The sequence below is a fragment of the Streptomyces sp. NBC_01257 genome, from assembly GCF_035917255.1.
Taxonomy (GTDB): Bacteria; Actinomycetota; Actinomycetes; order Streptomycetales; family Streptomycetaceae; genus Streptomyces.
Genome location: NZ_CP108472.1, coordinates 7,978,007 through 8,000,597, shown reverse-complemented (window position 1 = coordinate 8,000,597; position 22,591 = coordinate 7,978,007). Strand labels below are relative to the sequence as shown.

20 protein-coding genes and 1 pseudogene are annotated in these 22,591 nt (G+C 70.9%); 2 read left to right on the top strand and 19 right to left on the bottom strand.

The annotated features are described in order from the left end of the window. The first annotated feature begins 121 nt into the window (after positions 1 to 121). Entirely contained in the window at positions 122 to 934 is an 813-nt protein-coding gene (locus OG408_RS34935) for a tyrosine-protein phosphatase (protein WP_266785556.1), read from the top strand. 20 nt (positions 935 to 954) lie between these two features. Here OG408_RS34935 and OG408_RS34930 read toward each other — a convergent pair whose 3' ends face one another. The 19 genes and pseudogenes from OG408_RS34930 to OG408_RS34840 all read right to left on the bottom strand — a co-directional run bounded on the left by OG408_RS34930 (position 955) and on the right by OG408_RS34840 (position 21,239). After that, a complete protein-coding gene (locus OG408_RS34930) occupies positions 955 to 1,131 on the bottom strand; it encodes a DUF6126 family protein (RefSeq protein ID WP_168713529.1) in 177 nt (58 codons plus the stop codon). A 47-nt stretch (positions 1,132 to 1,178) separates the two neighbouring features. Continuing rightward, positions 1,179 to 1,787, bottom strand: a complete 609-nt coding sequence (locus OG408_RS34925; protein ID WP_266785554.1) for a helix-turn-helix domain-containing protein — start codon at positions 1,785 to 1,787, stop codon at positions 1,179 to 1,181. Positions 1,788 to 1,859: 72 nt separating this feature from the next. Continuing rightward, positions 1,860 to 3,257: an aspartate aminotransferase family protein gene (locus OG408_RS34920; RefSeq protein ID WP_326673653.1), complete on the bottom strand. Its 1,398-nt coding sequence runs from the start codon at positions 3,255 to 3,257 to the stop codon at positions 1,860 to 1,862. After that, complete coding sequence (gene dxs, locus OG408_RS34915; protein ID WP_326673652.1) at positions 3,254 to 5,182, bottom strand: 1-deoxy-D-xylulose-5-phosphate synthase; 1,929 nt, start codon at positions 5,180 to 5,182, stop codon at positions 3,254 to 3,256. The genes OG408_RS34920 and dxs overlap by 4 nt, the downstream gene beginning before the upstream one ends. Before the next feature lie 71 nt (positions 5,183 to 5,253). Further along, positions 5,254 to 5,390 (bottom strand): annotated as a pseudogene (locus tag OG408_RS34910) (flavodoxin-dependent (E)-4-hydroxy-3-methylbut-2-enyl-diphosphate synthase); the annotation flags it as partial. A gap of 103 nt (positions 5,391 to 5,493) precedes the next feature. After that, the gene (gene hpnH / locus OG408_RS34905; protein WP_266785549.1) at positions 5,494 to 6,513 is read right to left on the bottom strand and encodes an adenosyl-hopene transferase HpnH; all 1,020 of its coding nucleotides are present in this window, start codon (positions 6,511 to 6,513) and stop codon (positions 5,494 to 5,496) included. A 5-nt stretch (positions 6,514 to 6,518) separates the two neighbouring features. After that, positions 6,519 to 7,178: a phosphorylase family protein gene (locus tag OG408_RS34900; RefSeq protein WP_266785547.1), complete on the bottom strand. Its 660-nt coding sequence runs from the start codon at positions 7,176 to 7,178 to the stop codon at positions 6,519 to 6,521. Further along, positions 7,178 to 9,181: a squalene--hopene cyclase gene (gene shc / locus OG408_RS34895; protein ID WP_326673651.1), complete on the bottom strand. Its 2,004-nt coding sequence runs from the start codon at positions 9,179 to 9,181 to the stop codon at positions 7,178 to 7,180. Before shc ends, OG408_RS34900 begins: the two co-directional genes overlap by 1 nt. 107 nt (positions 9,182 to 9,288) lie before the next feature. Next, positions 9,289 to 10,392 (bottom strand): polyprenyl synthetase family protein, encoded by a 1,104-nt coding sequence (locus OG408_RS34890; protein ID WP_285564213.1) that lies wholly within the window; start codon positions 10,390 to 10,392, stop codon positions 9,289 to 9,291. Continuing rightward, on the bottom strand, positions 10,389 to 11,777 hold the full coding sequence (gene hpnE / locus OG408_RS34885) for a hydroxysqualene dehydroxylase HpnE (RefSeq protein WP_285564214.1): 1,389 nt from the start codon (positions 11,775 to 11,777) through the stop codon (positions 10,389 to 10,391). Before hpnE ends, OG408_RS34890 begins: the two co-directional genes overlap by 4 nt. A gap of 119 nt (positions 11,778 to 11,896) precedes the next feature. Next, positions 11,897 to 12,817: a presqualene diphosphate synthase HpnD gene (gene hpnD, locus OG408_RS34880; protein WP_266785540.1), complete on the bottom strand. Its 921-nt coding sequence runs from the start codon at positions 12,815 to 12,817 to the stop codon at positions 11,897 to 11,899. Positions 12,818 to 12,846: 29 nt separating this feature from the next. Further along, on the bottom strand, positions 12,847 to 13,767 hold the full coding sequence (hpnC, locus tag OG408_RS34875) for a squalene synthase HpnC (RefSeq protein WP_326673650.1): 921 nt from the start codon (positions 13,765 to 13,767) through the stop codon (positions 12,847 to 12,849). Positions 13,768 to 14,226: 459 nt separating this feature from the next. Beyond that, the gene (locus OG408_RS34870) at positions 14,227 to 15,012 is read right to left on the bottom strand and encodes an ABC transporter ATP-binding protein (RefSeq protein ID WP_266785536.1); all 786 of its coding nucleotides are present in this window, start codon (positions 15,010 to 15,012) and stop codon (positions 14,227 to 14,229) included. After that, positions 15,005 to 15,934, bottom strand: coding sequence for an ABC transporter permease (locus tag OG408_RS34865; RefSeq protein ID WP_266785535.1), 930 nt, complete (start codon positions 15,932 to 15,934; stop codon positions 15,005 to 15,007). Before OG408_RS34865 ends, OG408_RS34870 begins: the two co-directional genes overlap by 8 nt. A gap of 108 nt (positions 15,935 to 16,042) precedes the next feature. Further along, positions 16,043 to 16,915, bottom strand: coding sequence for a glycosyltransferase family 2 protein (locus OG408_RS34860; protein ID WP_266786611.1), 873 nt, complete (start codon positions 16,913 to 16,915; stop codon positions 16,043 to 16,045). A gap of 8 nt (positions 16,916 to 16,923) precedes the next feature. Further along, complete coding sequence (locus tag OG408_RS34855; RefSeq protein WP_266785533.1) at positions 16,924 to 17,703, bottom strand: CDP-alcohol phosphatidyltransferase family protein; 780 nt, start codon at positions 17,701 to 17,703, stop codon at positions 16,924 to 16,926. Next, the gene (locus OG408_RS34850; protein ID WP_266785532.1) at positions 17,681 to 18,742 is read right to left on the bottom strand and encodes an iron-containing alcohol dehydrogenase family protein; all 1,062 of its coding nucleotides are present in this window, start codon (positions 18,740 to 18,742) and stop codon (positions 17,681 to 17,683) included. Before OG408_RS34850 ends, OG408_RS34855 begins: the two co-directional genes overlap by 23 nt. After that, positions 18,730 to 19,467 (bottom strand): phosphocholine cytidylyltransferase family protein, encoded by a 738-nt coding sequence (locus OG408_RS34845; protein WP_266785530.1) that lies wholly within the window; start codon positions 19,465 to 19,467, stop codon positions 18,730 to 18,732. Before OG408_RS34845 ends, OG408_RS34850 begins: the two co-directional genes overlap by 13 nt. Beyond that, the gene (locus OG408_RS34840; RefSeq protein ID WP_442806154.1) at positions 19,464 to 21,239 is read right to left on the bottom strand and encodes a DUF5941 domain-containing protein; all 1,776 of its coding nucleotides are present in this window, start codon (positions 21,237 to 21,239) and stop codon (positions 19,464 to 19,466) included. Before OG408_RS34840 ends, OG408_RS34845 begins: the two co-directional genes overlap by 4 nt. A gap of 285 nt (positions 21,240 to 21,524) precedes the next feature. Here OG408_RS34840 and galE point away from each other — a divergent pair, with 285 nt between their 5' ends. Next, on the top strand, positions 21,525 to 22,508 hold the full coding sequence (galE, locus tag OG408_RS34835; RefSeq protein WP_326673649.1) for a UDP-glucose 4-epimerase GalE: 984 nt from the start codon (positions 21,525 to 21,527) through the stop codon (positions 22,506 to 22,508). The last annotated feature ends 83 nt before the right edge of the window (positions 22,509 to 22,591 follow it).

Sequence of the window (22,591 nt, the reverse complement as noted above, 5' to 3'; positions counted from 1 at the left end):
GTCGGAGCAGGCGCGAAACGGGGGCGTGACCGAGATGATTGTCCGAGGAATCAATGTCGTATCGTCACGAGAGTGGACCCGTCGGCGACACGCGCCGGTGGCAGAGCCTCCAGGAGTGACCGTGACGCAGCAGCTGCCGCAGACCCCGTCGACGGAGCCCGAGCTGGCGGGTGTCCGCAATTTCCGTGACGTGGGCGGGCTGCCCACCTCGGACGGCCGCCGGGTGCGGTTCGGGCGGCTCTACCGCAGTGGCCACCTGGCGCACGCCACGGCCGAGGACGCCGCGTTCCTCGGGACCCTGGGGCTGCACACCGTCTTCGACTTCCGCAACGTCGCCGACCACAAGCTGGACGGCCTGGACGTCGAGCTGCCGGGCGTCCGCAACGTGAGCATTCCGCTCAGCGACCCGGCGGACGGCGCGGAGTTCTGGCGGATGGTGCGCGACGGCAACATGGACGAGCTGCGGTCGATCCTCGCCGACGGCAAGGGGACGCACCGCATGGTCGCCTCCTACCGCCGGATCATCCTGGACCGCACGGCCGAGCACAGCCGGGTGCTGCACGCCCTGGCCGAGGACAGCATGCCTGCTCTGATGCACTGCGCCGCGGGCAAGGACCGCGCGGGGATCTCGATCGCGGTGTCCCTGCTGGCCGTCGGCGTCGAGCGCGAGGCCATCGAGGGCGACTACCTCAAGTCCAACGACGCACACCGCCGCTACAAGGTCACCCGCAGCGACACCTCCCCCGCCGGCATGTCGCCCGAGGTGATGGAGCTGCTCAATCCGCTCTTCGGCGCCCACCCCGACTACCTGGCCGCGTCCTTCGCCACCATCGACGAGACCTGGGGCAGCACCGAGCGCTACCTCTCCGACGGCCTGAAGATCACTCCCGAGACCCGGGAGCGGCTGCGCGAGCGCCTGCTCGACGAGGCCTAGGCGGTCCGCCGGGCCCCCGCCTACTGGTTGTGCATCCCCACCGCGAACAGCAGGTAGAGGAAGCCCGCGATGACGTGCCCGGCCACCAGATAGGCGAAGAGCCTGATGACGAGCCCGCGGGGCATCTTCTTCTCCTGCGGGTCGTAGTTCTTGGGCCGGCCCGGGCCGAGCGGGTCGTAGTTCTCGGAATCGGACATGAGAAGTCCTCTCTGGCGGCCGGTGGGCCGGTGGCGGGGACGGCGCCTCAGCGTCGGTGGATCCCGCTGCCGAGGCACAGCTCGGCGGCGGGGCTCTGCAGCAGGGTGTGGACGAAGAGCAGCTCGGCACCGTCGTGGTCCAGGGCCGCGATCCGGTGCGGGGTGAGCGAGTCGAAGTGCGCGCTGTCCCCGGGTGCGAGGTCGTGCACGGTCTCCCCGAGGGTCACCCGGAGGTGCCCGGCCAGGACGTACAGCCACTCCTCGCCGGGATGGACGCGCACCAGGTCGCCCTGGGCGCCGTGCGGGACCCGGACCCGCAGCGCCTGCATCGCACGGCCGGAACCGCCGGCCTGCTGGTACATCCAGCCGTCGGCCTCGGCGCCCTCGAACCTGCGGCCGCGGACGATCGCGTCACGTTCCGGGGGGACCTCGCCGAGCAGCTCGGAGACCGTCGTACCGTAGATCCTGGCGAGACCGAGCAGCATCGGCAGCGAGGGCTGCCGCCGGCCCGTTTCGAGCCGGGAGAGGTGAGCCGGCGAGAGCCCGGCCCGCTGGGCGGCGGTCTCCAGGGTGAGACCACGGCTGCGGCGCAGATCGCGCAGGCGCGGTGCGACCCCGGGCAGCTCATCGGCCGCCCCTCCTTCTGGAGGATTCATGCCTCCATTGGGCCAGGATCTTTCCTCGGAGGCAAATTTCTTGCCTCCGAGGCAAAACCACCATCCGGCCGGTCAGCGGTTGGCGACGGCCTGCTTCACCAGGGTCCGGCCGAAGTCCCACATCAGCCCGCCGCCACTGTGCGCGTCGTCCATGACGGCCGTGAACGCGGCCACGAAACGGTCCACGTCCGCCTCGTCGATCACCAGCGGCGGAATCAGCTTGATCACTTCCAGGTGGTCGCCGGAGACCTGCGTCAGGATCCGGTGCTTCTGGAGGAGCGGCACGACCACCATCTGCGCGAAGAGCCCCTTGCGGGCCGCCTGCAGCATGGTCCAGCGGCTGCGCAGCTTCAGTGACGTGGGCCGGCCGAACTCGATGCCGATCATCAGCCCGCGCCCGCGCACCTCGTGCAGCAGCTCGTACCGGTCGACCAGCGCCGCCAGCCGTTCGCGCAGCAGGTCGCCGATGCGCCGGGCGTGCGCCACCGTCTCCTCGTCCTCCATCACCGAGAGGACCGCGAGTCCGGCCGCCATCGCCTGGGCGTTGGATCCGAAGCTCGCCGAGTGGACCAGGACCCGGTCCATCGAGGAGTAGACGCGTTTGAAGATCCAGTCCTTGCCGAACGTCGCCCCGACCGGCACATATCCGCCGGAGAGCGCCTTGGCGACACAGACCAGGTCCGGTTCCACCCCGTCCTCGTGCTGGTACGCGTAGAAGTCCCCGGTCCTGCCCAGACCGGTCTGCACCTCGTCCGCGATGAGCAGTGCCTTGTGCTTGTGCAGCAGTTCCTGGGCCTCCCGCAGGAAGCCGGGCGGCGAGGCGTGCACCCCCTTGCCCTGGATCGGCTCGACGACCAGCCCGGCCACGTCGCCGCGCCTGAGCTCACGGCGCAGGCCGTCGAGGTCACCGAGCTCGATGGCGGTGTCGGGCAGCAGCGGGGCGAAGCCGTCACGGAATCCGTCCTCGCCGTTGACCGAGAGGGATCCGGTGGTCAGCCCGTGGAAGGCGTGCGTGCAGTACAGGATCCTCGGCTTCCCGGTGGCGTACCGGGCGAACTTGAGGGCCGTCTCCACCGCTTCCGTACCGCTGTTCCCGAAGAACACCCGGTCCAGGTGCGGGCTGTGCGTGAGCAGCTTCTCGGCCAGCAGGCCCGGCAGGGGCTGGCAGTCGAAGCGGGTGAGGTCGGCGAGCGAGGCGTCCAGGACGTCGTGCAGCGCCTTGCGTACGACGGGGTGGTGCCGGCCGAGCCCCATCACCCCGAAGCCGGCGAGCATGTCCAGGTAGTCGTTGCCCTCCGCGTCCCAGAAGTGCGCACCCTCGGCCCGTTCGTAGACCTTGTCGAAGCCGATGGTGTGCAGCATGCGCGGGAGCTGGTGGTTGAGGTGCTTGGTGTGCAGCTCGTAGCGTTCGGCGCCGCGCTCCGCGAGGAGCTGTGCCAGATCGAAGCCCTTGGGCCCGTCGTCGTTCATGCCCCGCTCTCCTTGTGACCGTTGCCCTGGGTGTGCCGCCCCTTGCCCGTGGCCGCTTCCCTGGCGGCCAGTGCGGCGCTGATCCGGCCCGCGATCTCGACCGGGGTGAGTCCGATGTCGGCCAGGACCTCGGCCCGTTTGCCGTGGGCCAGGAACTGCTCGGGAATGCCGAACGTGCGCAGCGGTACGTCGACCCCGGCGTCCCGCAGCGCCTGCCCGACGGCCGAGCCGACGCCTCCGGCCCGGCTGTTGTCCTCGACGACGGCGACGAGCCGGTGCCGCGCGGCGAGCGGGGCCAGTTCCGCGTCGACCGGCTTGACCCAGCGCGGATCCACCACGGTGCAGCGGATTCCGCCGCCGGCCAGCAGGTCGGCGGCCTGGAGACAGACGGCGGCCATCACCCCGACCGCGACGAGCAGCACATCGGCCTCCTCCGCGCGGTGCAGGACGTCCATGCCGCCGACCCTGCCGAGGGCGGGTACCGGCTCCCCCACCGACTCCTTCGGGAACCGGATCAGGGTGGGCGCGTCGTCGATGTCGACGGCCTCGCGCAGCTCGGCCCGCAGCTGGTCGGCGTCGCGGGGGGCCGCGATCCGGAGCCCGGGCACGACCTGGAGCAGGGACAGGTCCCACATGCCGTTGTGGGAGGCCCCGTCCGTTCCGGTGATCCCGGCGCGGTCGAGGACGAACGTCACGCCGCACCTGTGCAGGGCGACGTCCATCAGGAGCTGGTCGAAGGCCCGGTTGAGGAAGGTGGCGTAGACGGCGACGACCGGGTGCAGTCCCCCGGTGGCGAGTCCGGCGGCCGATACGGTCGCGTGCTGCTCGGCGATCCCCACGTCCCAGACCCGGTCGGGGAACGTCTCGGCGAACTTCGTCAGTCCGACGGGGTGCAGCATCGCCGCCGTGATCGCGACGACGTCCGGCCGCTCCGCGCCGATCGCGGCGATCTCGTCACCGAACACGGAGGTCCAGGAGGGACCGGCCGCCGGGGTGAGCGGGGCACAGGTCAGCGGGTCCATCGCGCCGACGGTGTGGAAACGGTCGGCGTCGTCCTCCAGGGCGGGGGCGTAGCCGCGGCCCTTCTCCGTGATGCAGTGCACGAGCACGGGCCCGTGGAAGCGTTTCGCGCGCTGGAGCGCGGACTCGACGGCGGCGGTGTCGTGCCCGTCGACCGGTCCGACGTACTTCAGCCCGAGGTCCTCGAACATGCCCTGCGGGGCGAAGGTGTCCTTGAACCCCTTCTTGGCCCCGTGCAGCGACTCGTACAGCGGCTGCCCGATGACGGGGGTCTGCTGCAGGACGCCCTTGCCCCAGGAGAGGAAGCGCTCGTAGCCGTCGGTGGTGCGCAGGGTCGCCAGGTGGTCGGCGAGGCCGCCGATGGTCGGGGCGTAGGAGCGTTCGTTGTCGTTGACGACGATGATCAGCGGCCGGTCTCCGGCGGCGGCGATGTTGTTCAGCGCCTCCCAGGCCATGCCACCGGTCAGGGCCCCGTCGCCGATGACCGCGACGACGTGGTCGGGGCGGCCCAGCACCTCGTTCGCCTTGGCGAGCCCGTCGGCCCAGCCGAGCACGGTGGAGGCGTGCGAGTTCTCGATGACGTCGTGCTCGGACTCCTCGCGGGAGGGATAGCCGGAGAGGCCGCCCTTGCTGCGCAGCTTGGAGAAGTCCTGCCGCCCGGTGAGGAGCTTGTGCACGTAGCTCTGGTGTCCGGTGTCCCACAGGATGCGGTCCACCGGTGAGTCGAAGACCCGGTGCAGGGCGATGGAGAGCTCCACCACCCCGAGGTTGGGGCCCAGATGGCCACCGGTCCTGGCCACGGCCTGGACCAGGAACTTCCTGATGTCCTCGGCGAGTTCGCCGAGCTGTGGTTCGTTGAGCCTCTTGAGATCGTGCGGCCCCCGGATGGTCTGCAGCAGCGTCATGCCCGGGCCCCCTCTCTGGTCCTGTTTCAGCTCACGGTGACGGCGGGGACCCCCGAGGGTGTCCCCGCGCCGTCCATGCCCTCCGGACCCGCACTCACCTGATCGGCCAGCTCGTCTCGTACGCATCCACCTGCGCACGGCCGCACGACGGGCAGGACACGGTCTCCAGCCGCCGCTGCTTCAGGTTCAGCGACTCCAGGATCTGCACCACCGACCCGACCTGGATGCGCCGCGAGGGGCGGCGCATCGCCTGCGGCCGGGCCGGCAGCCCGGGGAGACCCGGTGGGACCGGCTCTCCGGCGGTCGTCAGATCACCGGTTCCCGCCGATGGTCTCCCGCGCCGCACGCAGGGACTCCTTCAGCGACCCCATGGTGGCGAGTACGGCGGTGGGCTCGTAGCCGCAGTGCGCCATGCAGTTGGCGCAGCGCGGGTCCTTGCCCCGGCCGTACTTGTCCCAGTCGGTCTCCTCGATGAGTTCCCGGTACGTAGGGACGTAGCCGTCGCTCATCAGGTAGCAGGGCCGCTGCCAGCCGAACAGCGAGTAGTTGGGAATGGCCCACGCCGTGCAGGGGAAGTCCGCCTTGCCCTCCAGGAAGTCCAGGAAGAGCGGCGAGTGGTTGAGGCGCCACCTGGCCCGGTTGCCGCCCGCGAAGGACTTCTTGAACAGCTCGCGGGTCTGCTCGACACCCAGGAAGTGCTCCTGGTCGGGCGCCTTCTCGTACGCGTAGGCGGGCGAGATCATCATCTCGTCGACCTTCAGGTCGTCATTGAGGTAGTTGAGGACCTCGATGATGGTCTGGGGCGTGTCGGTGTTGAAGAAGGTCGAGTTGGTGGTGACCCGGAAGCCGCGGCGCTTGGCCTCCTTGATCGCCGCCACCGCCTCGTCGAACACCCCTTCCTTGGCGACGGATTCGTCGTGGCGCTCGCGCAGTCCGTCGATGTGGACGGCGAAGGCGAAGTAGGGCGACGGGGTGAATTTCTCGATCTTCTTGCGCAGCAGCATCGCGTTGGTGCAGAGGAAGACGTATTTCCTCTTCGCCACCAGCTGCCGCACGATCTCGTCGATCTGCGGGTGCATCAGCGGCTCGCCACCCGCGATGGAGACCATCGGGGCGCCGGATTCGAGCACGGCGCCGACGGCCTGGGCCACCGGCATGCGCTGCTTGAGGACTCCGGCCGGATGCTGGATCTTCCCGCAGCCCTCGCAGGCGAGATTGCAGGCGAACAAGGGCTCCAGTTCGACGATCAGCGGGAACTTCTCCCGCTTTCGGAGCTTCTGTTCAATGAGGTACGTCGCAACCTTGATGGACTGACGGAGCGGCATGGCCATCTAGCTCACCTCCTGGGGAGCAGCAAAGATCGGTGCCATTCATAGAAAGCCGGTAGGACGGCACGAAGAACGCGGAATGCCGATATTCCACCGCGGACCGTGCCGATGCGGACGAGCTCATGCTCCGGAGCGTCCACGACCACCCGTACGGCCGCAACCGGGCGTGGCCCGGACCGCAGGGAAGTGCGCAGGGTCGCGGCGGACTCCATGTCCACCGCGATGGCTCCGGTGGCCCGCAGCTCGGCCCGTTCATGTCCGCGTACGACATGGTCGGAGCCGGTCAGCGGACCGGTGTGGACGGTGCGTCCGGGCAGCGCCCTGGTCAGCGCCTCGGCGAGCAGGTCCGTGCCGGTGCAGGCGACCGCCTGCCCGGCTTGCCGGGCCTCGTCGGCCACCACCAGGTCACCGGGGTGCATACCGGGCGCGAGCCCGGCGCAGAACCCCGAGGCGATGACTGCGGCACCCAGTGCCCGGCTCTCGCCGAGCGCCTTCGCCACAGCCGTTTCGGCCGCCTTGGGCCCCATGCCCGTACGCAGTACGGTCACCGGGCCCGGAGCGGTGCCCGCCCTGGCCCTGCCGGTGCGCAGGGCCAGCTGCTCGATGCCCAGCGCGCAGGCGATGAGCAGCGGGGCGGCGGGGCCGGCCGGCCCCGGGGCATCGCCCATCAGGTCTCCTTCCGGACCGCCGTGCGGCCCGCGAACGGGTCGCCGTGCACGTACCGTCCGAGTGCGGTCAGCGGGAAGACCTGCCGGTAGAGGTGGTAGTTGATGGAGAAGTCCCACGGGAAGCCGGTGCCGGTGAAGTACGGCTCGTCCCAGGAGCCGTCGGCCTGCTGGGTCTCGGTGAGCCAGGCGATGCCGCGGGCCACGGCCACGGTGTCCCGCCGGTCCGCGGACAGGAGTGCGAGCAGCGCCCAGGCGGTCTGGGACGCGGTCGAGGCCCCGTGGCCGATCCACTTGTCCTCGCTGTACGAGCGCAGGTCCTCGCCCCAGCCGCCGTCGTCGTTCTGGACGGATTCCAGCCAGCCCACCGCGCGGCGGATCGAGGGGTGGGTGGGGGCGATTCCGGCGGCGACCAGGGCGGGCACCACCGACCCCGTGCCGTAGACGTAGTTGACGCCCCAGCGGCCGAACCAGCCGCCGGCCGCGTCCTGTTCGGCGAGCAGCCACTCGATGCCCCGGCGGGTGGCGGGGTGCCGGGAGTGGCCCTCGATGGCGAGCATCTCCACCACGTGCCCGGTGACGTCGGCGGAGGGCGGGTCGATGACCTCGCCGAAGTCGCAGAACGGCAGCCGGTTGGGGAAGGCGCTGGTGTTGTCGGCGTCGAAGGCGCCCCAGGCCCCGTTGCGCGACTGCATGCCGACGTTCCAGCGCACACCGCGTTCGATGGCGGCCTCGACCCGCGCCTGTTCCGGGTGCCGGATCCGGCGCAGCGCGAGGACCACCTCGGCGGTGTCGTCGATATCGGGGTAGTTGTCGTTGTGGAACTCGAACGCCCAGCCGCCGGGGGCCAGTTGGGGCCTGCGTACGGACCAGTCGCCGGGCCGGTCGATCTCCTCGTCGAGCATCCAGTCGGCCGCCTTCACGAGCGCCGGGTGATCGGGGGCGACCCCGGCGTCGGCGAGCGCGATGGTGGCGAGGCAGGTGTCCCAGACCGGGGACTGGCACGCCTCGATCATGCGGGCGCCGTCCTCGCGCCAGACCGCGAACCGGTCGAGCGACTCGAGTCCGGCCCGCATCACCGGGTGGTCGAGGTCGTAGCCGAGCAGATGGAGGGCGATGACGGAGTAGACGGCGGGTGGCTGGATGCCGCCCCAGCAGCCGTCGTTCTCCTGGCGTTCGATGATCCAGCGGGCGGCGGCGTTCATGGCGAGCCGGCGCAGTCTGCGCGGGGCGAACCGGTGATAGAGGTGCAGCGCCTTGTCGAGGCGCTGGAAGACGCCGTCCCAGCTGGCGGCGGGTGCGGGGCGCCGGGCGGGGTTCGGTTCGGCCGGGTCGGTGTGCAGCTCGTCCAGGGCGAAGGGGGCGGGTCTGACCGGCCGCTTCGCGGAGACGACGGTGAGTGGCACGATGGTCTGGCGGGCCCAGCAGCCGAAGTCGTAGATGTTGAGCGGGACCCATTTGGGGAAGAACATCAGTTCGGGCGGGAGCTCCGGCAGGTCGTCCCATTTCCACCAGCCGAAGAGGGCCAGCCAGATCCGGGTGAACACGCGGCTCGCCGCGATCCCGCCCTGTTCCCTGACCCAGCCCGCGGCGCGGGCCATGTGCGCGTCGTCGGGCCGGTCCCCCGCCAGGCGCAGTGCCACGTACGCCTCGATGGTGGCGGAGAGGTCCCCGGGGCCGCCGTGGAAGGTGGCCCAGGTTCCGTCGCCGAGCTGCTCGCCGCGGATGAAGCGGCCGGCCGCCTGGACCGTGGCGGGATCCTGGATACCGAGGAACTGCCGGAGCAGGAGGTCCTCGGCGTCCATGGTGACGTTGGTGGCGAGGTCGCCCTTCCACCAGCCCTGCTCGTCCTGCCTGCCGAGGAGATGCTCCACCGAGCGTTCCGCGGCCCGCCGCGCGGCGGCGAGTACGTCGTCCGCGGCGATCGTCGATTCGGTTGTCGGTCTGCTGGCCGAGGCTGCGCGGGGGTCCACGGCCCCGGTGCTTCCGTCGGTCGTCGCTGTCATGGCTTCCCCTTCGTGCAGTTGGTCCTCTGCTGTGCTGGGGTCTCCGTCGGCCGGCGCCCGTGACGGGCACCGGCCGGCGACTGCGAGCTATATGGAGGGGATGGTCATCATCTCTTTCGTACGACGACGAAGTCCGCGAGCGCCGTGAGCTGCGCCCGCACGGTTTCGGACATGTCGACACCGTGCAGCGCCTCGATGGCGACCGCATGCTGACGACGGGCCTCCTGGGCGGTCCACTCGCGGCCGCCCGCCTCCTCGATGAGCGCCGCACGGGCGGCGAACTCCTCTTCGGAGAAGCTGTCGAAGTCATTGCTCTTCGCGTCGGCGGCGAGCAGCTCGCCCAGGCGCTCCGAGGCCGGTCCGCCCGCGGCGAGCGCGGCGACGACCGGCAGGGACTTCTTGCGCTGGCGCAGATCGCTCCAGGTCTGCTTGCCGGTGGACTCCGGGTCGCCCCAGATCCCGAGCAGGTCGTCGACCGCCTGGAAGGCGAGGCCGAGGTGGTAGCCGTACGCCTCCAGGACGTCGGCGGTGCGGTCGTCGGCGCCGCCGAGCACCGCGCCGATGGAGCAGGCGCAGGCGAGCAGGGCGCCCGTCTTGTTGCCCTCCATCTCCAGGCACTCCTCGACGGTGACCCGCTCGCGGTGCTCGTAGGAGATGTCCTGGGCCTGCCCGTCGATGAGCTTGCGGGTGGCCGTGGTCAGCCGCCGGGCCGCGCGCCCCGCCTCGACGGTGCCGAGCTCCAGCAGGATCTCGTTGGCCAGCGCGAACAGCGCGTCGCCGACCAGGATCGCCTGGGCGGGACCGTGCACCTTCCACACCGTGTCGCGGTGGCGCCGCTGCTCGTCGCCGTCCATCAGGTCGTCGTGCAGCAGCGAGAAGTTGTGCACGAGTTCGACGGCCACGGCGCCGGGGATGCCGGCCTCGGCCGCGGCACCCGCCGCCTCGGCGGACAGCAGGGCCAGGGCCGGGCGGACGGCCTTGCCGCCGTCGCCGTCGGACGGCCTGCCCTGGGCGTCGATCCAGCCGAAGTGGTAGGCGGACACGGTGTCCATCGGCGGTGCGAGCCGGTCGACGGCGGCCCGGAGCACCGGCGTGGAAAGGGCCCGTCCGCGCTCCAGAAGCGCGGTGACGTCCGTGGTCTCGGCCACGGTGTCGGAAGCCGGATTCGCCGGGGTCACTGACTCTCCTCTTGTTCCGGTGGTACTGCTCATGCCGCCTCCTGCAGCGGATGTTCGTGGGGGCGGCCGAGCGCCAGGAGTGCGGCGTCCGCGGCGCCGGCACCGCTGCGGACGGCACCCTCCATCGTGGCGGGCCAGCCGGTGGCGGTCCATGCGCCGGCCAGGAAGAGGCCGGGTGCGCGGGTGCGCGTCCCTGGTCGCAGCCTGCCGACGCCGGGCGCGGGCGCGAAGGTCGCCGTGCGTTCCCGGGTGACGAAGAAGTCCCTGATCCCGGCTCCCCGGGCGGCCGGCAGCAGCCGCTCCAGCTCGGGGAGGTAGCGGGCGCGGAGCTCGGCGACGGGCAGCTCGATCTCCTCGCCGGCGGCGGACTGGGAGACCGCGAGGTACTGGCCGGGGCCAGCGAGACCGGAGGCCTCGGTACGGTCGAAGACCCACTGGACCGGGGAGCCGAGCGCCGCGAAGAACGGCTGCCTGAGCACCTTGCGGTCGTAGACGACGTGCACGTTGAGGATCGGCGAGGTGCCGATCTCCAGCAGCCGTTCCGGGGCGTCGAGCGCGCCCTCGGGCAGCAGGTCGTGGGTCTCGCGCTGCGGCACGGCCAGCACGACGGTGTCCGCCTCGATCCGCTCGGCGCCGGTGTCGACCACCCAGCGCCCGTCGTCGGTGCGCGTGAGCGCGCCGGCCTTCGTCCGCAGTTCGGTGCGGACACCGGCGGAGTCCAGGGCCTTGCGGCTCAGTGTGTCGTGGACGTCCCCGAGCGGCACGGACGCCCAGCCGATGTCGGCGGCGCCGGGCTCGGAGAGGAGTCCGGTCTTGAAGACCTTCGCGGCGAGCGCGAGGGAGGAGTTCGGCGCGGTGGCGTTGAGCGTGGCCACGCCGACCAGGTCCCAGAGGGCCTCGACGGTGCGGGGCGACTGGCCGTGCCGGGCCAGCCAGCTGCCGAAGTCGATGTCGTCGAGTGCGGGGTCGTCCGGATCCAGCCGGCCGAGGGCCAGCGCGGCGCGTCCGACGCTCGCCCGCTCGACGAGCGAGAGGTGCGGATATCCGGCGAGTCCGGCGGCGAGGTGGAACGGCACCGGGAGCGCGTTGCGGCGCAGCCGTCCCAGGCGCGGGCCCGAGGGCCGTCCGACATCGAGAACCGGCACGTCGAGACGGTTCTGCAGCGGTGCGAGGCGGGTGCCGTCGACCCGGTCGAGGAACCAGCGGTAGGCAGTGCAGCAGCGCAGATAGACGTGCTGGCCGTTGTCGACGGTCAGTTCGCCGCGCCGGAAGGAGAAGGCGAGACCGCCGAGCCGGGGCCGGCCTTCGAGCAGGGTCACGTCAAGCCCGGCGTCGGCGAGGCGGAGCGCCGCCGTGATGCCGGCGAGGCCGCCGCCGATCACGACCGCGCGGGAGGAACGCGGCGCGTCGTCGGTCATGCGTCCCCCTCTCGCCAGGTCTTTTCAGTCAGGGACGCAACCGTGCGGCGCGAGGTTGCCCGCCGTACGGAGTGATCATCCATGATGCACATGGTGCGTGAGATGTCCGTGTGGCGCATTCAGACACGCCCCCTGGTGGTGCGCCGCGAAATGTGGCGTGCGTCGAGACCCGACAGGCCGCGCACCGCCACGTACGCCTTCTCATGGCCCGGGAGCGAGACCCGGCCGCGCAGTACTGCCTCGGGGTCGCGCTCGATCCGGTCCAGGAGCCTGCGGTAGATGCCGGCCATGGCCGCCACGCAGGCGCCGCTGCGCCGGTCGAGCATGGGCAGCAGCCGGTAGCCCTCGGCGAACAGGGCACGGGCGCGCCGCACCTCGAAGTGGACCAGGCCCGCGAAGTCCGAGCCGGGCGGCGGGGTGGCGCGGTGGAAGCCCGCGGAACAGCCGAACTTGGCGAGGTCGTCGGCGGGCAGATAGGTGCGCCCGTTGCCCGCGTCCTCGCGCACGTCGCGCAGGATGTTCGTCAGCTGGAGCGCGAGGCCGAGCGTGTCGGCGTACTCCGAGGCGCGCTCGGCGCCCGGCGCGCCGGGTTCCGTACCGAAGACGCCCAGGCTGAGGCGGCCGATGGCGCCCGCGACGCAGCGGCAGTAGATCTTGAGGTCGTCCCAGGTCTCGTACGTCGCGCCGCGCACGTCCATCAGCACACCGTCGATGAGCTCGTCGAGCCCTTCGAGCGGCAGCGGGAAGCGGCGGGCGGCGTCGGCGAGCGCGACGGCCACCGGGTCGGTGTCGTCCTCGTCGACCGCGCCGTCGCGGATCCGGTCCAGGAGTGTGCGGGTGCCCTCCAGGCGGACCCGCTTGGTCTCCGGCTCCAGCTCTCCGTCACCGATGTCGTCGACCCGGCGGGAGAAGGCGTACAGCGCCGACATGGCCTGTCGCTTCTCCAGGGGCAACAGCCGGATGCCGTACGCGAAGTTACGCGCCTGCTGTCCGGTGACCGCCTCGCAGTAACTGTATGCGGCCTGTACCGGTGCCGACATATACGTCGTCTGTCCCTCCACGGTCCGGCTCACCCCTCTCTACGCGCTCTTCGCAAGACAACTCCCACCTCGCGCAGCAGGCTGGGCTTGGTGGGTTTGGGCGGTCCGGGCAGTACGTCGAACCCGGCGGCCGCGATCGCGGTGAGGGCGGCACGCCCCCCTCCCACGAATCCGGCGAGAAGCAGCTTGAGCCTGCCGTGGACGCTACCCACCAGAGGGGTGCCTTCATTCAGCAGATCTCGGGCGCGTTCCGCTTCGTACGCGACCAGCGACCGCACCGACGCGTTCCCGGAGGGCGCCGCCAGGTCGGATTCGGTGACGTGGAACCTGGCCATGTCGTCGGCCGGCAGATAGATCCGGTCACGGCCGAGGTCCTCGGCGACGTCCTGCAGGTGCTCGACGATCTGCAGCGCGGTGCAGACGGCGTCGGAACGGCGGACGCGTTCGGGGCTGGCGGTTCCGGTCAGCTGGAGGACCAGCCGGCCGACGGGGTTCGCGGAGAGCTCGCAGTAGGCGAGGAGCTCCTCGTACGTCCCGTAGCGGCGGATCTTCTGGTCCTGCCGGTTGGCCTCGATGAGACCGAGGAAGGGTTCGGGGGTGAGGGCGCGGCGCCGCACGGTGGGGCGCAGTGCCTGCAGGAGGGGGTGGTGCGGGGTCCCGCCGGTGGTGGCGAAGATCCTTCGCAGGTCCGTCTCCAGCGCGTCGAGCATCGCGAGACGGTCCTCGCCCTCGGCCGGGTCGAGACCGAGGTGCCGTGCGTCGGCGCCGCCGGGGGCGAGGTCGCCGTCACCGATGTCGTCGACGAGGCGGGCGAAGCCGTAGACCGCCATCAGGTCGTCGCGCCAGGCGCGGGGCAGGAAGAAGGGTGCCACCGGAAAGTTCTCGTCGGCGGCCTTGTCAAGAGTTCCGGGTACGGCGGAATCAAGCCGCGCCTGCCGGGTACGGGTCACTGCGGACCGCCCTGCGCGGGGACGGCGTGAGCACCTCGGAGCTGGAGATCTTCCGTCATAGCCGTCACATCTCCCGTTCTACACTGCTGACCCAAAACATCCCATTCCGGACACGCCGCCCGCTCTCCCGAGTGCGGAGGACGGCTACGGGCCGTCCACCCAGGCGGTATCGCCCCACTTGCAACGAATCAGCACCGGTACAGCTTACGTTGTACAACGCTCATCCATACGCCGGGGTGTGGGGCGCGCAGCAAGTGCGCGCCTCGCTCGGTCAACTTTCCCCTTGCGCAAGGAAATTGACGTCATCCGGCGGGAGGAGATCTTGCCGGGCGCCGTACGACGAGCCGTGCATGTCCGAAACCCGTCGGCCGTCGTCCGTCGCAGGTGACGGACATACGAACGGCCCCCGCCGGAAGAGTCCGGCAGGGGCCGCCGCTGTGCGTGCCCGGAAGGGACGCGCTACTTGCCGGTCTCCCGCTCGTACGCCTTGAGGACCTCGTCGGTCGGGCCGTCCATCAGCAGCTCGCCCTTCTCCAGCCACAGCACCCGGTCGCAGGTGTCCCTGATCGACTTGTTGCTGTGGCTGACCAGGAAGACGGTGCCGGCCTCCTTGCGGAGCTCCCGGATGCGCGCCTCGGAGCGGATCTGGAACTTGCGGTCACCGGTGGCCAGCGCCTCGTCGATCATGAGGACGTCGTGGTTCTTGGCGGCGGCGATGGAGAACCGCAGCCGGGCGGCCATACCGGAGGAGTACGTCCGCATCGGCAGGGTGATGAAGTCACCCTTCTCGTTGATGCCGGAGAAGTCGACGATGCCCTGGTACCGCTGGCGGATCTCCTCGCGGCTCATGCCCATCGCGAGGCCGCCGAGCACGACGTTGCGCTCGCCGGTCAGATCGCTCATCAGGGCCGCGTTCACCCCGAGCAGCGACGGCTGGCCGTCCGTGTACACCTTCCCCTGCTCGGTCGGCAGCAGTCCGGCGATGGCCCGCAGCAGGGTGGACTTGCCGGAGCCGTTGGTCCCGATGAGACCGATGGCCTCGCCCCGGTAGGAGGTGAAGGAGACGCCGCGCACGGCGTGCACCTTGCGGACCCCGCGCTCCTCGCCCTTGCCGCGGCGCAGTATCCGGCTCAGTGCCGCGGTGGCGCCGCCCTTGCCACCGCCGCCGCCGTTGACTCGGTACACGATGTGCACATCGTCGGCGATCACGGTGGGGACGCGCCCCGCGGTGTTGTCGTCAGCCACGGCCGTACCGCTCCTCTGCCTTCCAGAAGTACACGAAGCCGGCCGCGCCCACCACGAGCGCCCAGCCGAGAGCCGCCACCCAGACGTGCGCCGGCAGGTTCTCGGAGCCGTATCCGTCGATCATCGCGAACCGGATCAGGTCCATGTAGATGGCCGCGGGGTTGAACTGCAGCACGTCGGTGATCCAGGCCGGCTTGTCGGCGAGCATCTCCTTGATGGAGAACATGACTCCGGAGGCGTACATCCAGGTCCGCATGATGAACGGCATCAGCTGAGCCAGGTCGGGGGTCTTGGACCCGAGCCTCGCCATGATCAGCGCCAGTCCGGTGTTGAAGAGGAACTGAAGCGCCAGCGCGGGGATCACCAGCAGCCAGGACAGCTTCGGATAGCTGCCGAATCCCACGGTCACGGCGACCAGCACGATCATCGAGTACAGCAGCTGCTGGAGCTGCTGGAGCGAGAACGAGATGGGCAGCGAGGCACGCGGGAAGTGCAGCGCCCGCACCAGCCCCAGGTTGCCGGAGATCGAGCGGACCCCGGCCATCACCGAGCTCTGGGTGAAGGTGAAGACGAAGACCCCGGTCACCAGGAACGGGATGAAGACCTCGGACCCCATCCCCCTCTTCGTCCCGAGGATCAGGCCGAAGATGACGAAGTACACCGCCGCGTTCAGGAGCGGGGTCGCCACCTGCCACAGCTGGCCGAGCTTGGCCTGGCTGTACTGAGCGGTCAGCTTCGCCCGGGAGAACGCCATGATGAAGTGGCGTCGCCCGCGGAGCTGGCGCACGTACTCGAAGAGTCCGGGCCGCGCACCGCTGACCGTCAGGCCGTACTTGGCGGCCAGATCGGCAGGGCTCAGGCCGGCGTCGGCCGAGGGCGGGGTGCTCAACGCAACAGCACCTTCATGGGTTGTGTCACTCACCAGATGAAACTCTCGTATTCAAAACGCGCAGCCAGTCGCGGGCGCGGCTCAGGGCGGACAGGTCCCGTCAAGAAAATTTACGCCTCATGCTCCCAGAGGCGGACCCTCTCAGATCACCGGAGGGCGGCCTAGTCTGGTCAGCCGCCACACCGTACGCCACTTCATGGGACGGCGCGGTCCGCAGGGTGTCGACCAGCCTTCCCGGAAGCCGCCGAACCACGCCTTCAGGGCCGGGCCCGACGGCCTGCGCAGCAGCGTCAGCAGCAGCCACACCCCGAGGTACACCGGGACCAGCGGCGCGGGCAGGTTGCGGCGGGCCAGCCAGACCCGGTTCCGCGCCACCATGCGGTGGTAGACGGCGTGCCGGGACGGGGCCGTGGTGGGGTGGTTGAGGACCATGTCCGCGCGGTAGTCGATCAGCCAGCCGGCGTCCAGCGCCCGCCACGCGAGGTCGGTCTCCTCGTGCGCGTAGAAGAAGTCGCCCGGCAGCGGGCCGACCTCGGCGATGACGCGGGTGCGTACGGCGTTGGCACCGCCGAGGAACGTCGTCACGCGCGACGAGCGCAGCGGGTCGGCGGCCCGCAGCCTCGGCACGTGGCGTCGCTGGGTCTCGCCGGTGTCCGGGTCGGCGATCCGGAAGCTGATGATGCCGAGCTTGGGATCGGCCTCGAACGCCTGCCGGCACAGCTCCGCGGTGTCGGTGAGCGGCAGATGGCCGTCGTCGTCGAGGAAGAGCAGCGCGTCGACGTCGGCGCCGGAGGGCCCGAAGGCCTCGATGCCCACGTTGCGGCCGCCCGGGATGCCCAGGTTCTCGGGCAGCTCGACGGTCCGGACGCCCGGGGGGACGTCCGGGACGGGCGAGCCGTTGCCGACGACGACCACCTCGATCCGGTCGCCGTCCTGTCCGGCGACCGAATCGAGCAGGGCGCGCAGCTCGGCCGGGCGGTTGCCCATCGTGATGATGACCGCGCCGAGTTTCATGGGGGTGCTCACTTCAGCCTGCTCGATGCCAGGACCGACACGAGGTGGAGGAGGGTCTGCAGCAGGGCGATGCCGGCCAGTACCGCGACCGCGAGGCGGCTGAAGTACAGGTCGTCCCGGACGGCGTCCAGGACGGCCGCGACCAGGATCACCAGCGAGGCCTCGACACACAGGATCAGCCGGTGGAACTTGAGCGCACCGGCGGCCCGGCGGGCGAACGCCATGCCGGAGGAGCGCGGCTCGGACGCCGCCTCCTTGACCGGCGGCAGCCCGCCCTGGTGGCGGGCGACCCCGACCAGGTCGGTCTCGGCCTTGATCAGGATGGCGCCCAGCGCGGCGAGCGTGCCCAGGAAGGCCCACAGCCAGTCGATCCGTCCGGTGCCCCACAGGTCGGCGGCGCGCAGGCCGAAGCCGACCAGCACGGCCGCGTCACAGAGGTAGGCGCCGACCCGGTCCAGGTAGACCCCGCCGAGCGAGAACTGCTTCTTCCAGCGGGCGAGCTCGCCGTCGACGCAGTCGAGCAGCAGATAGAGCTGGACCATGAGGACGCCGAGCAGCGCGCCGGGGATGCCGGGCACGAGCAGGGCCGGGGCGGCGAGCACACCGGCGACGGTCATCAGGTAGGTGAGCTGGTTGGGCGTCACCTTGGTGTTCACCAGATACCGGTCCACACGCAGCGAGACCTCGCGCATGTAGATCCGGCCCGCCCAGTGTTCGCCGCTGCGCCGGTCCTTGACGCCCGGGGGGTGAACGACAGGGCGGAGTTCAGCTACTGATGGTCTTGGCATAGTCGGCGTACGCGTCCCTGATCTGGTCGGTGGACAGGTTGAGGTGCTCCAGGACCGTGAAGCGTCCCGGACGGGTCTGCGGGGCGTACGCGACGGCCTGCACGAACTCGTCGACGGTGAAGCCGATCTCCTCGGGCAGGACCGGCAGTCCGTGCCGGCGGAGCACGTCGGCGAAGAGCCCGGAGTCGTCGTGGGCGCCGCGCAGGTGCATGGCGAAGGCGGCGCCGAGGCCGACCTGCTCGCCGTGGCTGGCGGCCCGCTTGGGGAAGAGCAGGTCGAAGGCGTGGCTGATCTCGTGGCACGCGCCGGACGACGGGCGGGTGTCGCCGCTGATCGAGATGGCGATGCCGGAAAGAACCAGCGACTCGGCGAGGACGGTGAGGAACTCGTCGTCGGCGACGGTGCCGGGGTGGCGCAGGACGGCTTCGCCCGCGGTACGGGCCATGGCGGCGGCCAGTCCGTCGATCTGCTCGTTGTTGACCTGGTGCGAGAGCTCCCAGTCGGCGATCGCCGAGATGTTGGAGATCGCGTCACCGATGCCGGAGCGCACGAAGCGGTCCGGGGCCTCGCGGATCACCGCGAGGTCGATGACCATGGCGATCGGCATCGGGACACCGTAGGAGCCCCGGCCGTTGTCGTTGTCCAGGGTGGCGACCGGCGAGCAGAGGCCGTCGTGGGCGAGGTTCGTGGCGACCGACACGAGCGGGAGGCCCACCCGGGCCGCGGCGTACTTCGCGACGTCGATGATCTTGCCGCCGCCGAGGCCGACCACGGCGTCGTACCGCTTGCCCTTGATGTCGTCGGCCAGCTTCACGGCGGCGTCGATGTTGCCGCCGGCGACGCAGTACCAGTCGGCGCCCGGCAGGGCCGGTGCGAGCTTCTCGCGCAGGGCCTGGCCCGAGCCGCCGCTGATCGCGATCGCGAGCTTGCCGGAGGCGGAGATCCGCTGGTCGGCGAGGAGGCCGGCCAGGTCGTCCATGGCGCCCCGGCTGATGTCGACGAAGACCGGGGAGGGGATGAGCCGGGTCAGTACTGGCACGCGATCTCCCTGCCCTTCGCGAGGTCGTCGTGGTTGTCGATCTCGACCCAGGTCACCTCGCCGATGGGGGCCACGTCGACGGTGAAGCCGCGGTTGACGAGCTCCTGGTAGCCGTCCTCGTAGTAGAGGTCCGGGTCGCGCTCGAAGGTCGCCCTGAGTGCGTCGGCGAGCTCCTCGGCGGCCTCGGCCTCGATGAGGGTGACGCCGATGTACTCGCCGGTTGCGGTGGCCGGGTCCATCAGCTTCGTGATCCGCCGCACACCCTTGTCGCCGTCGGTGATGACCTTCATCTCCTCGTCGGCGAGGCTCTTCACCGTGTCGAGGGCGAGGATGATCTTCTGGCCCTTGCCGCGGGCGTCCAGCAGGGTCCGCTCGACGGAGACGGGGTGCACGGTGTCGCCGTTGGCGAGGATCACACCGCGCTTGAGGACCTCACGGGCGCACCACAGGGAGTAGGCGTTGTTCCACTCCTCGGCCTTGTCGTTGTCGACGAGGGTGAGCTTGAGGCCGTACTTCGCCTCCAGCTCCTCCTTGCGGTCGTAGACGGCTTCCTTGCGGTAGCCGACGACGATCGCGACCTCGGTGAGCCCGATCTCGGCGAAGTTGGCGAGCGTGAGGTCGAGGACGGTCTTCTCGCCGTCCACCGGCACGAGGGCCTTGGGGAGCGTGTCGGTGTAGGGGCGCAGTCGCCGTCCTGCGCCGGCTGCCAGTACGAGGCCGATCATGCGGGTTCTCCTTCGTCGTGAACGGCGGGTGCCCCGGAGGACACCCAGAAGCGGATGGACTCCACCAGGACGACCAGGGCCACGGCCACCGCGAGGGCGGTGAGAGCCACGGTGAAGTCGGAGGGCCCCGTCAGGACGGCGGCGAACACGGCCACCACCAGGGTCCGGCCCTCGTGCCCGCCGATCGTGCGGACCAGCCACTGGGGCGGGGCGCCGGTGCCGCCCCGAATGCGGTACACCGTGTCGTAGTGATGGTAGGCGACCGCCGAAACCAGGCCGAAGGCCGCGGGAAGCGCTCCGTCGATATCGCTCCGCGCGGCCAGGATGAGGATCGTGCAGTACTCCGCCGCCCGGAAGACCGGGGGCACGAGCCAGTCGAGTGCGCCCTTGAGGGGGCGGGCCACGGCTATGCCGGAGCAGATCGCATAGAACACCGCGGCGGCGATCATCTGGCGGCTGCCGAACGGCTGCTGCAGAGCGGCGGCGATCAGCGCACCGGTGCCGACGACGGCCACCACCGGGGCGCTCCAGGCGCCGGGGATGCGGGGGCCGCGGGCCGCGACGAACTGGGCGAGCGGGCCGGAGTCGGCGAGGTCCGCGAGGGCCTGGGCGGCCCGGTCGGTGCGGCGGGCCTTGCGGGTCAGCGAGCGCAGGAGCCGGCCCGCGGTGGTGTAGCAGGCGGCGAAGGCGCAGCCGACGAGCAGGGCGTAGAAGACGATCCGCGGGGTGGTCACCGCGGTCAGCACCGCGATCATCGCCCAGCGCTCACCGATCGGGAGGACGATCATGCGGCGCAGCCAGACCGTCCAGCCGACGCTGTCGAGCTTGTCGGAGAGGGCGGCGGTGGGGCTGGAGTTCGCGACCGCGTCGTGGTTCGCCTCGTTGAACGAGAAGTCGATGACGTGGCGGCAGGACTGGAGCACCATCGCGCCGAGCGCCAGCGCCCAGACGTCGTCGCCGCCGCGGGCGGCGCCCAGTGCGAGGCCGGCGTAGTAGGCGTACTCCTTGGCCCGGTCGAAGGTGGCGTCCAGCCAGGCGCCCATCGTGGAGTACTGCAGCGAGTAGCGGGCGAGCTGCCCGTCGGTGCAGTCCAGCACGAAGGAGAAGAGGAGGAGCAGCCCGGCGGCGACGTATCCGCCGCGGGTGCCGGTCGCCGCGCAGCCCGCCGCGACCAGCGCGGTGAGCAGGGACGCGGTGGTGACCTGGTTCGGGGTGAAGCCGCGGCGTGCGCACCAGCGGGCGAGGTAGCGGGAGTACGGGCTGATGCAGTACGTGGTGAAGAAGCCGTCGCGGGCCTTCACCGCGCTGCGCAGCCGCACCGCTTCCTCGTCGACCGCCTCGGTACCGGACCGCGCGGCGGCCCTTGCGGCCTCGTCCGCGGGGACTGCGGCGACGAGCGAGCCGAGCTCCGGACGCTGGACCGCGGTGCCCTCGGCGTCCATGGTGGCGGCGAGCCGCCCCGGCACGGTGCGGTCGGTCACTTCGAGGGTGCTGCCGGGCGGGCCGGCGGGGACGCCCGCGCCGACCGCCTCGGTGGTGGTGCGCAGGGCACGGACCAGGGCCGAGCGGGCCTCGGGCTGCGCGGTGAGCGCTCCGGGCACGGTGGCCGCGGGGAAGCGGGGGTCGGTCAGTCCGAGCCGCAGGGCGTGGACGTGGCCGACGAAACGGGGGTCGACGAGGGCGACGCGGCTGTCGGCCGGCACCGCGGACAGCAGCTTCGCGGCCTCGGTGACATCGGCGGCGGCCCGGACGTCGAAGCCCAGTGACCTCAGATCGTCCTCGAGGGGAGATCCGGGTACCGGAGCACCTGTGAGAATGGCGGTCGACAGACGAACTCACTCCTTGGTGCTGACACGGGTCGGCGCGCGACAGTGCGGCCATGAATGCGGCCGGCGGCATGTCGGCAGAGGCTATCGGATGAACGGAAGCGGGAGTTCACTGCCCGTTTGTGCTCCGTTCCGGGCGGACCGGCATCATGCGGCGCCGTCCGCGATCATCATCGTCGATGGCCGCCTCGCCTGACAAAACGCCGCCGGAAAGCCCCTAGTCTGACCCGCATGACATGGCTGATCACAGGCGGAGCGGGATATATCGGGGCACACGTGGTGCGGGCGATGACGGCGGCCCGGGAGCGGGTGGTCGTGCTCGACGACCTGTCGACCGGCAATCCGGAGCGGCTCGCGGACGACGTCCCGCTGATCCGGGGCCCGGTGGCCGACCGTGCGCTGCTGGACCGGGTGCTGGCGGAGCACGAGGTGACCGGTGTGGTGCATCTCGCAGCGAAGAAGCAGGTCGGTGAGTCCGTCGAGGAGCCGCTGCTGTACTACCGGGAGAACCTCGGCGGGCTGAACGTCCTGCTGGAGGCCGTCGCGGCCGCCGGGGTGCGGAGCTTCCTGTTCTCGTCGTCGGCCGCGGTCTACGGCGTACCGGAGGCGGAGCTGATCACCGAGGAGGCTCCCTGCGCCCCCATCAATCCGTACGGCGAGACGAAGCTCGCCGGCGAGTGGCTGGTGCGGGCGGCCGGGCGGGCGCACGGGCTGTCCACCGGCTGTCTGCGCTACTTCAACGTGGCGGGCGCCGCCGAGCCCCGGCTGTCGGACACGGGTGTCTTCAACGTGATCCCGATGTTCTTCGACCGGCTGACCCGCGGCGAGGCACCGCGGATCTTCGGTGACGACTACCCCACCCCCGACGGCACGGGCATCCGCGACTACATCCACGTGGCCGATCTGGCCGACGCGCACCTGGCGGTCGCCCGCCGGCTGGCCGGGCAGGACGTGCCCGGGGACCTGACGGTGAACATCGGCCGCGGCGAGGGCGTCTCGGTGCGGGAGCTGGCCGACCTGGTGGCGGAGGTCACCGGCCGCGGCCTGAAGCCGGAGACCGAGCCGCGCCGCCCCGGGGACGCCGCGAAGGCGGTCGCCTCGTGCGACCGGATCTCCGGCGAGCTGGGCTGGACCGCCCGGCACGGGGTCCGCGAGATGGTCGAGTCGGCCTGGCGGGGCTGGCTGCTGCACCACCCGGAGCCGGTGGCGCCCTAGCCGGCCACGGGGGTCGGCCCGCCGCTCTGACCTGCGAGCATTTCCGCAGGTCAGAGCAGTTGACAACGGTGTTCAGTGCCGTG